The 14,732-nt window shown below is 71.5% G+C and carries 14 protein-coding genes; 9 read left to right on the top strand and 5 right to left on the bottom strand.

What is annotated here, in order from left to right; translation table 11 throughout:
- The coding region (locus EXE52_RS10630; RefSeq protein WP_137703721.1) for a DUF2891 family protein at window positions 1–627 on the top strand (627 nt) is incomplete at its 5' end.
- Here the strand turns inward: EXE52_RS10630 and uppS are convergent.
- Window positions 624–1,619, bottom strand: a complete 996-nt coding sequence (gene uppS, locus EXE52_RS10625; protein ID WP_049931053.1) for a polyprenyl diphosphate synthase — start codon at window positions 1,617–1,619, stop codon at window positions 624–626. The genes EXE52_RS10630 and uppS overlap by 4 nt on opposite strands.
- Window positions 1,620–1,681: 62 nt before the next feature.
- Between uppS and lwrS the strand changes: the two genes are divergently transcribed.
- From lwrS to EXE52_RS10605, 4 genes are all read left to right on the top strand, one after another.
- Window positions 1,682–2,065, top strand: coding sequence for an LWR-salt protein (lwrS, locus tag EXE52_RS10620; protein WP_086215366.1), 384 nt, complete (start codon window positions 1,682–1,684; stop codon window positions 2,063–2,065).
- 109 nt (window positions 2,066–2,174) lie between these two features.
- Window positions 2,175–2,828 (top strand): HAD family hydrolase, encoded by a 654-nt coding sequence (locus EXE52_RS10615; RefSeq protein ID WP_089308584.1) that lies wholly within the window; start codon window positions 2,175–2,177, stop codon window positions 2,826–2,828.
- Window positions 2,829–2,862: 34 nt separating this feature from the next.
- Window positions 2,863–3,219, top strand: coding sequence for a helix-turn-helix transcriptional regulator (locus EXE52_RS10610; RefSeq protein ID WP_049930878.1), 357 nt, complete (start codon window positions 2,863–2,865; stop codon window positions 3,217–3,219).
- 25 nt (window positions 3,220–3,244) lie between these two features.
- Window positions 3,245–3,790, top strand: coding sequence for a CopG family ribbon-helix-helix protein (locus EXE52_RS10605; protein ID WP_049930877.1), 546 nt, complete (start codon window positions 3,245–3,247; stop codon window positions 3,788–3,790).
- A 36-nt stretch (window positions 3,791–3,826) separates the two neighbouring features.
- Here EXE52_RS10605 and EXE52_RS10600 read toward each other — a convergent pair whose 3' ends face one another.
- The 3 genes from EXE52_RS10600 to EXE52_RS10590 all read right to left on the bottom strand — a co-directional run bounded on the left by EXE52_RS10600 (window position 3,827) and on the right by EXE52_RS10590 (window position 7,536).
- Window positions 3,827–6,064: an AAA family ATPase gene (locus EXE52_RS10600; RefSeq protein ID WP_089308585.1), complete on the bottom strand. Its 2,238-nt coding sequence runs from the start codon at window positions 6,062–6,064 to the stop codon at window positions 3,827–3,829.
- A 188-nt stretch (window positions 6,065–6,252) separates the two neighbouring features.
- Window positions 6,253–7,134, bottom strand: coding sequence for a homoserine kinase (locus EXE52_RS10595; protein WP_049930873.1), 882 nt, complete (start codon window positions 7,132–7,134; stop codon window positions 6,253–6,255).
- Between the two features lie 153 nt (window positions 7,135–7,287).
- Window positions 7,288–7,536, bottom strand: a complete 249-nt coding sequence (locus EXE52_RS10590) for a hypothetical protein (RefSeq protein WP_049930871.1) — start codon at window positions 7,534–7,536, stop codon at window positions 7,288–7,290.
- 125 nt (window positions 7,537–7,661) lie between these two features.
- Between EXE52_RS10590 and EXE52_RS10585 the strand changes: the two genes are divergently transcribed.
- The 3 genes from EXE52_RS10585 (at window position 7,662) to EXE52_RS10575 (ending at window position 11,979) form a co-directional block, all read left to right on the top strand.
- A complete protein-coding gene (locus EXE52_RS10585) occupies window positions 7,662–8,936 on the top strand; it encodes a TIGR00341 family protein (protein ID WP_049931052.1) in 1,275 nt (424 codons plus the stop codon).
- A 154-nt stretch (window positions 8,937–9,090) separates the two neighbouring features.
- Window positions 9,091–11,175, top strand: a complete 2,085-nt coding sequence (locus EXE52_RS10580; protein ID WP_049930869.1) for a formate/nitrite transporter family protein — start codon at window positions 9,091–9,093, stop codon at window positions 11,173–11,175.
- A gap of 60 nt (window positions 11,176–11,235) precedes the next feature.
- Window positions 11,236–11,979: an SIMPL domain-containing protein gene (locus tag EXE52_RS10575; protein WP_086215369.1), complete on the top strand. Its 744-nt coding sequence runs from the start codon at window positions 11,236–11,238 to the stop codon at window positions 11,977–11,979.
- 52 nt (window positions 11,980–12,031) lie between these two features.
- Here the strand turns inward: EXE52_RS10575 and EXE52_RS10570 are convergent, their stop codons facing one another.
- On the bottom strand, window positions 12,032–13,015 hold the full coding sequence (locus EXE52_RS10570) for a GTPase (RefSeq protein ID WP_049930867.1): 984 nt from the start codon (window positions 13,013–13,015) through the stop codon (window positions 12,032–12,034).
- Window positions 13,016–13,208: 193 nt separating this feature from the next.
- Here EXE52_RS10570 and EXE52_RS10565 point away from each other — a divergent pair, with 193 nt between their 5' ends.
- Window positions 13,209–14,666 (top strand): Na+/H+ antiporter NhaC family protein, encoded by a 1,458-nt coding sequence (locus EXE52_RS10565; RefSeq protein ID WP_089308586.1) that lies wholly within the window; start codon window positions 13,209–13,211, stop codon window positions 14,664–14,666.
- The last annotated feature ends 66 nt before the right edge of the window (window positions 14,667–14,732 follow it).

The raw sequence follows: 14,732 nt of genomic DNA, 5'->3' as shown, positions 1-14,732 counted from the left end.
GTCCGGGAGGGGGTCCGAGAGTCGTTCCTCGGGATCGACCGCGCTCACCGCGTCGGTACGCACGGCAACACCGCGTTCGCGCTCGCCGGCGTGCTCGACTACGCGCGGGTCGTCGGCGACGCCGACCTCGAACGCGAGGCCGCGGCTGCGGCGCGCCGCCTCTACGCGGACGACACCGCCGCGGTCGTCGGCGCGGAGCCGGTCGGTTGGGACTTCGTCTCGCCCGCGCTGACCGAGGCGGACCTCATGCGCCGCGTCCTCGACCCGGACCCGTTCGCGTCGTGGCTCGACGACTTCCTCCCGGACCTCGCCGCGCCGCCGCACGACGCGCTGTGTTCGCCGGTCGACGTGGAGCCCGACGAGGGCGACGGCGCCGCGATACACCTGATCGGGCTCAACGTCTCCCGGGCGTGGTGTCTCGCCGGACTGGCCGACGCGCTCGACGGGCGGGACGGCCCGGCCGCGGACCGGCTCCGGGAGCCCCTCGACGACGCGGCGCGCCGCCACGCGGAGGCCGGGGCCGCAGACGTGCTCACCGACGACTACGCGGGGTCGCACTGGCTCTCGTCGTTCGCGCTGTACCTGCTGACGCGGAACGAGGGCGGCGTCGCGCCCGGCGCCGCCTAGTCGGCTCCCGTCGACTCGGGCCCGTCGCCGTCGATCCGACCGGCGGACTCGCCGTCGGCCGGGCCGGCTGAGTCACCGTCGGCGATGTCGAGCGCGTCGTCGGAGAGGTCGCTGCCGTCGAGCCGGGGGATCCGCTCGCGGAGCCTGGCGGCGGCGGCGCGGGCTTCGGCGAACTCCACCTCGGCGAGCGCGCGCACCAATGCGACCGCGCGCTCGGCCCGTGCGCGCTGCCACGATTCCTCGCGCGACTCGTAGGTGCGGATCGCGCGCAGGAAGTCGACCTCGGAGAACTCAGGCCAGTAGGGGGCACAGAAGTAGACGGCGGCCTCGTTGCCGTTGGCGTGCCACGGGAGGAAGTTCGAGGTGCGCTCGTCGCCGCCGGTGCGGACGATCAGGTCAACGTCGCGGATCGGGCGGTCGTACAGGCGCGACTCGACGGTCTCGACGTCGACGTCCCCGGGAGCCATCTCGCCCGCGTCCACGTCGCGGGCGATGGCGCGCGCGGCGTCGAGCAGTTCGGTCCGGCCGCCGTACGCCAGCGCGACGTTGAGCGTGAACCGGTCGTTGCCGGCGGTGCGCCGCTCCGCGTACTCGACCGCGTCGCGGACGCGCGGCGGGAGCCGGGCCACGTCGCCGATGGCGCGGACGCGGACGCCCTCATCGTGGACGCGGTCGGCGTCGGCGAACTCGCGCAGCTTGCGTTCGAGCAGGTCGAAGAGGGGTTCCAGCTCCTCGTCCGGGCGCTCGAAGTTCTCGGTGGAGAAGGCGTAGAGGGTGAGCTCCGAGACGCCGAGGTCGGCGCACCAGTCGAGGACCTGTTCGGTGGTGTCCGCGCCGGCGCGGTGTCCCTCGGGAGCGTCGTCGCCCTGCTCGCGGGCGTACCGACGGTTCCCGTCCTGGATGACGGCGACGTGGTCGGGGACGTCGTCGATCTCGCGGCGGAGGTGCCGCCGGTACGCGCGCCCGGCGAGGCCGCGGAGACGCTGCCACATGACGGGGTCCACGACGCCGAACGGTATGTAGCTTTATGAATCGGTCCGGCGACGGTCGACGCATGGAGGCCGCCTACGTCTTCCGCGTCGCCGTCCGACTCGATCCCGCGGACGCCGCCGTCGACCCGGGCCGGTTCGAGACGACGATGGAACTCCCCGCGAGCGACCCCGGTGCCGACGGGTGGCTGTTCTTCCGCGACCGGCTGTGGCGCGGCGAGGTCGGCGACGAGCCGTCGTTCCGGCGGCTGGCCGCGGAGCGCCTCGGACTGGCGGACGCCGCGAGCCTCGAGGTCGCCGCCGCCGACTTCCGCGAACTCCGCACCGACGAGGCGTACCGCGACGCGCTGACGGACGCGATCGCCGCGGACCTCGGCCGCTTCAACGCCGACTCGGTCGACGAGGTCCTCCGCAAGTACCTCGGCTCGTCGGTCCACGTCCGGGGGTGACGCGAGGGGGGGGGGGGAAGCCGGCCGCCCGGACGGCTCCGGTCGGTGTGAGCAGGGATCCCGCGCACCCGCAACGCACTTGCCCGCCCCCGGCGTACGGGTGGACCGTATGGCCGTCACCGATTACGACTTCCACCTGTTCGACCTCGACGGGACCCTCGTCGACGCCGAGTGGGAGTACACCCGAGCGGTGTTCGACCGCGTCGGCGGCCGGCTGGGCCGCGAGTTCTCGGACCGGGAGGCGCGGGTCCTCTGGAGCGGTCTCGGCGGGTCTCGCGCGGAGACGCTCCGCGGGATGGGGGTCGACCCCGAGGCGTTCTGGCCCGCGTTTCACTCCGTCGAGGATCCGGTCGCCCGCGCGGAGGCGACGTACCTCCACGACGACGCCGCGCGGCTGCTCGACCGCGTCGAGGAGGTCGGCGGGCCGACGGGGCTCGTCACCCACTGTCAGGAGTTCCTCGCCGAGCCAGTCCTCGACCGCGTCGGCCTCGACGACCGCTTCGACGCCGTCGTCTGCTGCACCGAAGAGACGGGGTGGAAGCCGTCCCCCGACCCGATCGAGACCGCGATGAGAGACCTCGGCGTCGATCCGACCCGAGGTCGCGGCTACTACGTCGGCGACGGCGAGAGCGACGTGGCGGCCGCCTGGAACGCCGGCCTCGACGCGGTCCACGTCGAGCGCGTCGGCCACGACGAGCGCGGGCGGTGCGTGCTCGGGGACCGGCGCGTGCGCCGGCTCGACGAGCTTGTCGACGCGTCGTGAGCGATTTATGCCGCCGCGGGCCGACTCGCGACACATGACGAAGTGGTTCCACAGCGGCCGCCGCCGCGACCTCTGCGCGCTCCTGTACGAACACGGGGAGCTGCGCGCGCAGTCGCTGAAGAGCCGGCTCGAATCGCACTACGACGAGCGGATCGATCCGGGATCGTTCTACGGCACGCTCTCCGCGCTCGTCGAGGCCGGCCACCTCCGCCGGCGCACCGAGGGGATCGCGGACGTGTACGCGCTCACCGAGGCGGGCGAGGCAGCCCTACTCGACCACTACGCGTGGCTCGGCGAGCGGATCGCAGGCGGCGACAGCGAGGGGACCGGAGGAGGCGGCGACCGGCCCGAGCGAGAAGCGGAACGCGGCGGCCCGGACCTCAAGGATTAACAACTTCCGCGGTATGATTTAATATATGACAGTCGTCAGCGTGTCCATGCCGGAGGAGCTGCTAGAGCGCATCGACAACTTCTCCGACGAGCACGGGTACACCGGCCGCAGCGAGGTCGTCCGCGAGGCCTCCCGGAACCTCCTCGGCGAGTTCGAGGACGCGAAGCTCGAGGACCGCGACCTCATGGCCGTCGTGACGGTGCTTTTCAACTACGAGACGACGAACGTCGAGGAGCGGATGATGCGCCTGCGCCACGAGGACGAGGGGATCGTCGCCTCGAACTTCCACAGCCACGTGGGCTCGCAGTACTGCATGGAGCTGTTCGTGTTGGAGGGCGAGCTCGCGGAGATATCGACGTTCGTGGGCAAGGTCCGCGCGACGAAAGACACGCTCACGGTCGATTACAGCGTCACCCCGGTCGACGAGTTCGGTCCCGGCGCGCTCGGAGACGCCGGCGCGCACGGCGGACACGATCACGGCGAGTCCGACGACGGGGGAACGGAGGGCAGAGAGGTGGAAGAGAAGGGGACGGAGGACGGCGCGGCCGCCGAGTCGAGCGGAGACGACTGATCGGAGACGGGACCGGCCCGCGGGACCTCGGCGCCCTCAGACGCTCTCGGGCCGGACGGACTCGAGCGCCGCGTCGAAGTCTTCCCCGGTGATACCCACCTCGTCGGCGTGGTCGTTTGCGGCCTCGCCGTGCTCGTCGGCGACGCGCTCGATGGCGCGCATCGCCGCCGCCCGCGACAGCGAGGCGATCTCGGCCCCGGAGAACCCCTCCGTCTCGTCGGCGACGCGCTCCAGGTCGACCTCGTCCGTGAGGGGCTTCCCGCGGGTGTGGACCTCCAGGATCTTGCGGCGCGCCTCGCGGTCCGGCTCCGGCACCTCGACGTGCGTCTCGAGCCGGCCGGGGCGGAGCAGCGCGGGGTCGAGCGCGTCCCGCCGGTTGGTGGCCGCGAGGACGACGAGGTTCGGGTTGTCGCTGGCCCGGTCGAGCTCCGTCAGGAGCTGGGAGACGACGCGCTCGCTCACGCCCGAGCCGTCGCCGCCCGCCGCGTCCCGGTCGGTCGCGACCGCGTCGATCTCGTCGAAGAAGACGATCGCGGGGGCCGCCTGCCGCGCGCGGTCGAACAGCTCGCGGACCGCCTTCTCCGACTCCCCGACGTACCGGTCGAGCAGCTCCGGCCCGGCGACCTGGATGAAGTTGACGCCGCTCTCGCCGGCGATGGCGCGCGCGAGCAGCGTCTTCCCGGTGCCCGGCGGGCCGTACAGCAGGACGCCGGTCGGGGGGTCGGCGCCGGCGGCGTCGAACAGCGGCCCGTACGACAGCGGCCACGTCACGGCGCGTTCGAGCTCCCCCTTGGCGTCGTCGAGGCCGCCGACGTCCGCGAAGTCGGTGGTCGGCTGCTCGGCGACGTACTCGCGCATCGCGCTCGGCTCGACGTTGGCGTGCGCCGCCTCGAAGTCCGCCTTCGTGACGGTCACGTCGTTCAGCGCCCGTGAGTCCGACTCCCGGGCGCGACGGAGCGCGGTCATCGCCGCCTCCTGCGATAGCCCCTCGATGTCGGCGCCGACGAACCCGTGCGTCCGGCCCGCGATCCGGTCCAAGTCCACGTCGTCCGCGAGCGGCATCCGGCGCGTGTGGACGTCGAGGATCTGCCGCCGCCCCGACTCGCCGGGCACGCCGATCTCGATCTCGCGGTCGAAGCGCCCGCCGCGCCGGAGGGCGGGGTCGATGGTGTCGACGCGGTTCGTCGCGCCGATGACGATCACGTCGCCACGGGCGTCGAGCCCGTCCATCAGCGAGAGCAGCTGGCCGACGACGCGGTTCTCCACGTCGCCGCCGTCGTCGCGCTTGCCCGCGATCGAGTCGATCTCGTCGAAGAAAACGATCGCGGGGGCGTCGTCGCTCGCGCGCTCGAACACCTCCCGGAGCCGCTCCTCCGACTCGCCCTTGTACTTCGACATGATCTCCGGGCCGTCGACGGTGATGAACGTCGCGTCGACCTCGTTGGCGACGGCGCGGGCGATGAGCGTCTTCCCCGTCCCCGGCGGGCCGTGGAGGAGGACCCCCTTCGGCGGGTCGACGCCGAGCCGGGTGAACACCTCCGGCTCGGAGAGCGGGAGCTCGATGGTCTCCCGGACCAGCTCCAGCTCCTCGTCCAATCCGCCGATGTCCTCGTAGGTCGCGCCTGCGGTGTGTTCCTCGGGCGGCGACCCGCCCTTCGGACGGCCGTCGTCGCCGGGCGTCTCGGTCCCCGGATTCGCCGGCCCGCTGGCGCGGTCGCTCCCCGGCGCGGCCGACGCGTCGGCGTGGTCTCCGGCGGACCCGGCGCCGTCCTTGTACTCGACGGAGACGTCCGTCGAGGCCGTGATGCGGACGGTGCCCGCCGGGTCGGTCCGAGCGACCACGAACCGGAGCCCGCCCAGTCGCTCGACGTGGACGGCCTCGCCCTCGGTGACGGGGCGGTCGCGGAGCTCGCGGGAGAGCGCCCGCTCGACCACCTCGCGGCTCACGTCCACCTCGGCGAGCCGCCCGGGCGCGGCCAGCGTCACGCGGTCGGCGTCGGCGACGTCGACGGCCGCGATCGTGACAGTATCGCCGACCTTCACGCCGGCGTTCGCACGGGTGTCGGCGTCGATGAGGACGGAGCCCTCGGCGGCGTCGGGACCGCCCGGCCACACCTTCGCGACGGCGGTGCGCTCGCCGCGCACCTCGACCGTGTCGCCGCTGAGGAGGGCGAGCCGCTTGCGGGCCGACTCGGGGAGCCTGGCGATGCCCCGGCCCGCGTCCCGCTTCTCGGCGGCACGCACCGTGAGCCGGAGCCCTGCGGTGTCGTTCATACCACTAGTTCTCGCCGGCGGCTCTTTACGCTTGTCCGGTCGCGGCGGAGCCGCGCAGTCCGGCGTGTCCGTTGGGAGGGATGGGCCGGACGAGAGGGCGCGATCGACGGCGGCTCGTCACCGTCGACTTATCGGCCGGACCACGCGCCGACCGCGTGATCCGCTGCGAGCGGGACGGCCGCCCGGGCTCACTCGTCCAGCACGGTCGTACCGCGGCCGATGCGGGTCTGGTAGGCGCGCGCCTCGATCCCGGCGCCGGCGAAGGCGTCGAGCATCTCGGCCGCGACGGCCCGGCGGTCGCGCTCGCGGCAGGCCGCGATCACCGCCGGACCGGCGCCGCTGACGGTGACGCCCGTCGCGCCGGCGTCGAAGGCGCGTTCGCGCACGTCGTCGTAGCCGGTGATCAGGCGCGCGCGCTCGGGCGTGACCACCGGATCGGTCATGCCGAGGCCGACGAGGGCCGGGTCGGAGCGACACATCCCGACCGCGAGCGTCGCCGCGTTGCCGACCGTCTCCACGAGGTCCTCCATCGAGGCGGTCTCGGGGACGACCCGGCGTGCGTCGCGGGTCGAGACCGCCACGTCGGGGAGACAGACGACCAGGGGGACCGCGGCGTCGACCGAGTGCGTGCCCTGGGCGGTCGTCACGGTGAAGCCGCCGAGGATCGAGGGCGCCACGTTGTCCGCGTGCGCGACCCCGGAGACCACCGCCTCGCCCTCGGCGGCGATCGGGACCAGCTCCTCCCGGGAGCGGCCCCTGTCGTACAGTCGGTTGAGCGCCACGGCCGCGCCCGCGGCGCTCGCGGCGGAGGAGCCGAGCCCCGACGCCGGGCGCACCCCCTTGTCGATGTGGATGCGCGCGGGGGCGTCGAGGGCCTCGACGACGGCGCCGACCGTGTTCTTGTCGGGGTCTTCCGGAATGTACTGCGCGCCGACGCCGGTGACCTCGATCGTCGTCTCGGCCGCCTTCTCGACGGTGACGACGTCGGCCGGCCGCGAGAGGGCCGCCCCGAACACGTCGAAGCCGCTCCCTAAGTTCGCGCTCGTCGCGGGGGCCCGTACCGTTACCATGGCGGGGAGTGTCCCCGGTGGGGCAAAAAGGAGCGGGATCGAACAGAAGTCGAAACCGCGGGGGAGCCGACCGAGTCCGTCTAGGGGGTCGAGAGAGCTGAGAGGAAGAGAGTTCGGCCGCGCGCGCCGCTCGACGGTCAGTTGACGCGGTTCTCAGCGCGCCATCGTCCACAGCAGTGTGCCGACGAGGACGAGCGGGATGCCGAGGAGGATGAACGTCGGCGGCATCGTCGTGTACGGGGCCATCAGGAAGATGACTCCGAACACGGCCATGATCGACGCGAGGGCCTTCTGGGACTTCAGCGGCGCGACACCCAGAAGCGAGACGACGAGCCCGAACAGTAGGACGTGCCCGAGGTGGTAGTCGAGCAGGAACGTGTCGATGACCAGCGGCGAGATCATTCTTGTCCGGAGGTGCGAGCGATTCGCGCATTAAAGTTCCGTTTCTCGTGGCCCGGGCGGGCCGCTGCGTGCCGATCTTATAAGGGCTGTCGGCGCGACCGCCGATCGTGCGACTCGTTCAGGTCATGATTCCGGCGGGCAAGCGGGCCGCTGTCGTCCGCGCGCTCGACGACGAGGGGGTCGACTACGTCGTCACCGACGAGACGAGCGGCCGGGAGTACACCGCGGTCGCGACGTTCCCGCTGCCGACCGCCGCCGTCGAGCCGGTCCTCGACCGACTCCGGGAGGCGGGGATCGACGAGAGCACGTACACCGTGATCGTCGCGGCCGAAACGGTCATCTCGCGCCGGTTCGAGGCGCTCGAAGAAGAGTACGAGGCGGACGCCGAGCGGAGCGGCGACCGCATCTCGCGGGAGGAGCTCCAGGCGAAGGCGGACGACCTCGCCTCGGGGCTCGGCACGTACGTGCTGATGACCGTCATCTCGTCGGTGATCGCCACGGCGGGGCTGCTGCTCGACTCGCCCGCCACCGTGGTCGGCTCGATGGTGATCGCGCCGCTCATTGGGCCGGCGATGTCGGCGGCGATCGGCACCGTCGTCGACGACGAGGCACTGTTCCGGCGGGGAGTGCGGATGCAGGTGATCGGCGTCGCGGTCGCAGTTATCGCGGCGACGGCGTTCGCGTTCGCGCTGCGCTCGCTCGCCTTGGTTCCGCCCGGGCTGGACCCGCTCGAACTCGCGGAGGTGTCGGAGCGACTCGCGCCGAACGTCCTCGTGTTGGTCGTCGCGGTCGGGGCCGGGATCGCGGGCATCGTCTCGCTGATGACCGGCGTCTCCGCGACGCTCGTCGGCGTGATGATCGCGGTGGCGCTCATCCCGCCCGCGGCCGCGGTCGGCATCGGAATCGCCTTCCGGATCCCGCGGCTCGTGATCGGGGCGGGCGTCATCGTCGCGGTGAACGTCCTCTCGATCAACCTCTCGGCGCTCGTGATGCTATGGTACGAGGGGTACCGCCCGCAGCGGTGGTTCCGGGAGGACGAGGCACGCGCCGCGTTCCTCAAGCGCGCCGCCGTCCTCGCGGTCGCCATCGCGCTGCTGTCGGTGTTCCTCGGCGGCGTCACCTACGAGTCGTACGTCGCCTCGACCACCGAGGCCGACATCCGCGCCGCCGCGAGCGACGAGTTGACCGCGCTGGACGCGGAGTTCGAACTCCTCGATCTGACCGTCGAGCGGACGGGAACCGTCCCGCCGCTCGAGACCGACCGGGTCGTGATCCGGGTCGGCACGCCCCCCGGCGGCACCGTCGAGGGGCTCGCGCCCGCGCTCGACGACCGGATCGAGTCGGTCGTCGGCGGCGAGGTGGAGGTCGAGGTCCGCTCGGTGACCGTCGAGCGCGCCTGAGTCCGTCTCGTTCTCCCGACCGCCCTAAGTCCGTCTCGTTTCGCCCGACCGCCCCTGAACTCGTCTCGTTTCGCCCGTCGCTGCGGTCCGCCGGTTCGCGTCCGCGTGATCGGAAGAGCAAGGGCTTTTTACCGGGCCTCCGTGGGCTCGGCCAGTGACGGATCCCACGCAATCCGACGACGATTCCATGCGAGAGGTCGTCGAGCGGTCCCGGAGCGGCGCGCCCGCGGTCGGCGAGGCCGTCCGGGACCGGTTCTCCTCCGACGAGGTGTTCCAGCGGATCATCGCGGCCGCGGACGAGGAGGTGACCTCCGGGAGCCGCGAACTCTTCTTCAGCGGGCTCGCCGCCGGGCTGGCTATCACGATCACGTTCATGCTGTACGCGTCGCTGACCGCGGCGACCGACTCTCACCCGATACTGAGCGTCCTCCTCTACCCGCTCGGGTTCATCTACATCATCATCGGCGGGTACCAGCTGTACACCGAGAACACCCTGCCGCCGGTGGCCCTGACCTTGGAGCGGCTCGCGAGCCTCCCCACGCTCCTCCGGCACTGGACGATCGTCCTCGCGGGCAACTTCGTCGGCGGCGGGATCGGCGCGGCCGTCCTCTCGTACGGCGGCGTCTTCACGGGCGACACCGTCGACGCGGCGCGGTACATCTCCGAGGGGGGATTCGGCGTCCCGTTCGTGCCGCTGTTCTTCAAGGCCGCGATGGCGGGGCTCGTCGTCGCCGGCGTCGTCTGGGTCGGCTTCGCCTCCACCGACTCCGTCAGCCGGATGCTCGTCGTCTACCTCGCGTTCCTCGCGATCCCGCTCGGCGACCTGTTCCACGTGGTCGTCTCCTTCACCGAGGTGCTGTACCTGTTCTTCCAGCACGGCATCCCGCTGTACGGCGCGGAGATCAGCCTCTTCTCCGGGCTCGTCGGCTTCGTCCTCCCGGTCCTGCTCGGGAACACCATCGGCGGGGTCGTCCTCGTCACGCTCGTCAACTACTTCCAGACCAGCGAGGAGCGCCTCGAAGAGGCGCGCTTCGAGGGCGTGAGCCGCCGCCTCACGGTCCCCGAGTGGGTGTTCGGCCGCGCGGCCGGACGCTCGTACGTCCCGATATTGGATGCCACCGAGGCGACGCTGTTCGCGGGCGAGGGGTACCGGGTCATGGTACCGATCACGAACCCCCGGACCGACGGCCCGATCGTCGACCTGGCGGCGCGGCTCGCGAGCGACCACGACGACGGCGTCGTCCACATCGTCCACGTCGTTCAGGCGCCCGAGCGCATGTCGCTGTCCACCGGGGACGCCGGGCGGCGCATCGCGGACGTCTCCGGCGAGGGGATGGCGAACCTCCGGTCGACCGCGGCCGACTACGACGTGGAGGTGTCGACCTCCACGGTCGTCTCGCACCGCTCGTTCGAGGAGGTGTTCAACATGGCGCGGCGGACCCGGCCGGACGCGGTGCTGATGGGGTGGGGCGACGACCAGCTCTGGAGCGCCGCCCGCGCCGAGCGGCCGATCGACGAGCTCACCAACCAGCTTCCCTGCGACTTCCTCATCCTCAACGAGCGCGATCTCGACACCTCGCGGATCCTCATCCCCACCTCCGGCGGCCCCGACTCCGACCTCAGCGCGGAGGTGGCGAAGGTGCTCGCCGACGCCACCGGGGCCGAGGTGACGCTGCTTCACGTGGTGGACGGGCCCGGAAACAGGGGACGGGGCGAGGCGTTCCTCGCGAACTGGGCGGCGGAACACGACCTCGACGACGCGGAGCTCGTCGTCGACGACGGCGGCGACGTGGAGGACGGCATCTGTCGGGCGGCCGCCGGAAAGACGCTGGTCATCATCGGGGCCACGGAGAAGGGGCTGCTCTCGCGGCTCGTCTCCAACTCGCTCCACCTCGACGTCATCCACGAGGTCGACGCCTCGGTGCTCCTCACAGAGCGGCCCAGCAGCCGGTCGCTGCGCGAGCGGCTGTTCGGCTCCGGCCGCCGCGCCGCAACCGTGACCGGCGGCGTCGAGCGCGAGTCGAACCGCTCCGAAGGGACGGACGTGCAGTCCGCCGCGGACCGCGGTGACGGCGGTATCGAGGGTACCAGCTCGCAGGGCGACGGCGACTCCGACGACGCGGACGCGGGCGACTCCGGAGGCGCGAGCGACGACGCGTTCATCGCGGACCACGACGACGCGGACGAGGAGATCACCGAGGACGCGGCCGGCGAGCGCGACGGCGACGACGGACGGTGACGAAAACGACTCTTTGCGTTATCTGCGGTTTATACGTGCTTTCGGACCGACTAAGCGCGTATGAACAGGCGACTGACAGCGATCGTTGGCATCGCGGCCCTCGTCGCGTTGGCCGGCTGTGCGGGGTTCGCGGGCACCGCGACCCCGACGGACGGCGACGAGGCGCAACTGGAACGGAACATCGAAGTGACGGCGACGGGCGAGGCGACCTCGGCGCCCGACCGCGCCACCCTCCGCGTCGCGGTCACCGCGACCGGGTCGGACGCCGCGGCTGTGCGCGACGAACTGGCCGCGGGCGAGGAGGATCTCCGGGCGGCGCTGACCGAGTGGGGCCTCAGCGACGACGCGATCCGGACGGAGCGGTACGACGTACAAGAGAGCTACGAGACCCGCGACGACCCGAACCGGACGCGGTACCAGGGCGTCCACCAGTACGCGATCGAACTCGACGACGTCGACGCGGTCGGCGAGGTGATCGACGTCGCGATCGACGCCGGCGCGGACGAGGTCCAGCGGATCGAGTTCGGGCTGAGCGAGGAGACCGAGCGGGAGGTCCGCGAGGAGGCGATCGCACAGGCAATGTCGAACGCCGACGCCGACGCCGCCGCGCTCGCCGACGCGAGCGGGCTCGAGGTCTCGGGGGTCTACGAGGTGTCGACCGGGCGGTCGCAGTCGCGGCCGTACGTCGCCCAGACGTACGAGTCGGCCGCGGGCGGCGACGCCGGGGCCGCGACCGCCGTCGAGAGCGGCGACGTGAGCGTGAGCGTCTCGGTGAACGTCGTGTACGAGGCGGCGCCGGCGTAGCGCCGCGAGGAGCCTTTTTTCGCGGTTCGCGACCGTCAAGCGCGTCGACCGACTACTCCCCGTCGCGGGTGGGGAGGTCGGGCTCGTAGCCGACCGCGTCGACGGCCATGTCGAGGACATCCTCGACGTTCTCGTCTTCCGTGACGCTCATCGTCGCGTCGACTGATTCCGCCTTGACGCCCTCGAAGCGGTCGTGTTTGTTCGCCACCGTGAGCAGCGGCACGGCCGCGCCGAACAGCTCGCGGGCCTCCTCGCGGAGTTCGAGCTGGACCTCGAGCGGGTAGCCGCAGTCGCCGGAGGGGTCGATGACGAAGATCACGGCGTCCGCGAGGTGTTCGAGGGCGCTCACCGCCTGCCGCTCGATGTCGTTGCGCTCGTCCGCCGGCCGGTCTAAGAGTCCGGGCGTGTCGACGATCTGGTAGCGGATGTGGTCGCGCTCGAAGTGGCCGATCTGGACGCCCTTCGTGGTGAACGGGTACTCCGCGATCTGGTTCGACGCGCGGGTGACCCGGTTGACGAACGACGACTTGCCGACGTTCGGGTAGCCGGCGACGACGACGGCCGGCTCGTCCGGGTCCACGTCCGGCAGGACCTTCAGCTGGTCCCGGGAGTCGCCGATGTAGCGCAGGTCGTCTTCGATCTGGTCCATGATGTCCGCCATGCGGGCGAACGCCTGCTTCCGGTGTTTCCGCGCGGTGTCCACGTCGGAGTTCCGGACCTTCGTCGTGTACTCGTCGCGGAGGTCCTCGATCTGGCGGCTCGCCCACATCACCTGCGAGAGCGCCTGGCGGAGGCGGTCGACGTCGACGAGTGCGTCCGCGAGCTCGTAGTAGAACGGGTCGACGTCGAAGCCGAAGTCGGGCCACGAGGTGACGACGTTCTCCAAGTTGTCCGAGAGCACGTTGCCGGCGGTCCGTAGCATCGACTCCTGCGCCTCGTGGCCGCGCTTCGCGCGCCCGGCCCGCGCCGCCCGCGAGAACGCCTTGTCGACGAGCTCCTCGGAGCGCGGAGTCGTCGGGAGGCCCTCGAATATCATGTTACCCCGGCTTCGCCGCCGACGCGTATAAGAGCGTCCGTTCGCGGACCGCCGCGACACGGCGGCACACGGGCGGACGCGGCGGGTGCCGCGGGGCCTGCCGAAGCCGCTCACCGTAAGCGGCAAGATCTATCGCTATCTATCACACGCATATTTCGAGCCATACTTATGCTTCAAAGGAATACAATCGGGCATGGCACGCTCGTTCACCCCGACGGCGTACGACGACCTGGATCCAGACCGCCGCCCGAGTCTCGCGGCGGCGCTGGTCCCGGTCCTCGCCGTCGTGGCGTTCCTCGGAATCGGCTCGGCCGTCCTCGGCCTCGACCCGCACCCGCCGCTGTTGTGGAGCATCGCCTTCGTCGGCGCGTTCGGCCTGTGGCTCGGCTACGACTGGGACGCGCTGTTCGACGGGATCGCGAACGGCCTCGTCATGGGGCTCCAGGCGCTCCTCATCATCTTCACCATCTACGGGCTGATCGCGACGTGGGTCAGCGCCGGCACGATCCCCAGCATGATGTACTACGGCCTGGAGATCTTGTCCCCGACGACGTTCCTCCCCGCGGCAGCGGTCCTCGCCGCGATCGTCGCGTTCGCCATCGGTTCCTCGTGGACCACCGTCGGGACGCTCGGCGTCGCCTTCGTGGGTATCGGCGCGGGGCTCGGCGTCCCCGCACCGATGACGGTCGGCGCGGTCCTCTCGGGCGCGTACGCCGGCGACAAGCAGTCGCCGCTCTCCGACACCACGAACCTCGCCGCCGGCGTCACCAACACCGACCTGTACGGGCACATCCGACGGATGCGGACCGGCACCGCGATCGCCTTCGGTCTCGCGGTCCTCGGCTTCGCCGCGCTCGGCCTCCGCACGAGCGGCGACATTCCCGCCGGCGAGATCGCGGCGATCCAGGGTGGTCTCACCGAGACGTACGCGGTCACCGCCGTCGCCTTCGTCCCGCTCGTCGTCACCTTCGGGCTGGCGCTGCGGGGGTACGCCGCGCTGCCGACACTCGTCGCGGGCGTGTTCGCCGGCGCGCTCACGACGATCCTCCTCCAAGGGACCGGATTCGTCGCCGCCTGGGAGATATTCATGTACGGGACCTCGCCGGAGTCGGCCTCTACGACCGTGAACGAACTCCTCGCGACCGGGGGACTCACCGGCTCCGCGTGGACGATCACGGTCGTCGTCGCCGCGCTGTCACTCGGCGGCATCTTGGAGCGCACTGGCGTCCTCGCGGTGATCGCCCACGCGTTCACCTCGTCCGTGCGGAGTCCGGGCGCGCTCGTCGCCGGAACTGGTGTCTCCGCGATCTTCATCAACGCCCTCACGGCCCAACAGTACATGAGCATCGTCCTGCCGGGCGTCACGCTCCGGAACACCTACGACGAACTCGGCCTCGACACCGACCAGCTCTCGCGCGCGGTCGAAGCGGCCGGGACGCCGACCGGCGCCCTGATGCCGTGGCACGCGGGCGCCGTCTTCATGGCGAGCGCCACGGGCGTCCCGACCATCGAGTACGCGCCGTACTACCTGTTCGCGTTCCTCTCGCCGTTTGTGCTGTTCGTTATGGCCGGGACTGGCCTCACGATCGACGCGGATCCGACCTCGGCCGACGCCGACCCGGCGGAGACCGCCGCCCCCGGCGACGACTGAGTCCCGGGATCGTCCGGTCGCCCCCGGGTTCGACACGTTTACGCGCCCGCCGGGCCGTTCGTCTCA

Source organism: Halorubrum sp. CGM4_25_10-8A (assembly GCF_005435025.1).
In the GTDB taxonomy this organism is placed as follows: Archaea; Halobacteriota; Halobacteria; order Halobacteriales; family Haloferacaceae; genus Halorubrum; species Halorubrum ezzemoulense.
The sequence above is the reverse complement of the archived record's forward strand: the minus strand, read 5'-3'. Positions and strand labels throughout refer to the sequence as shown.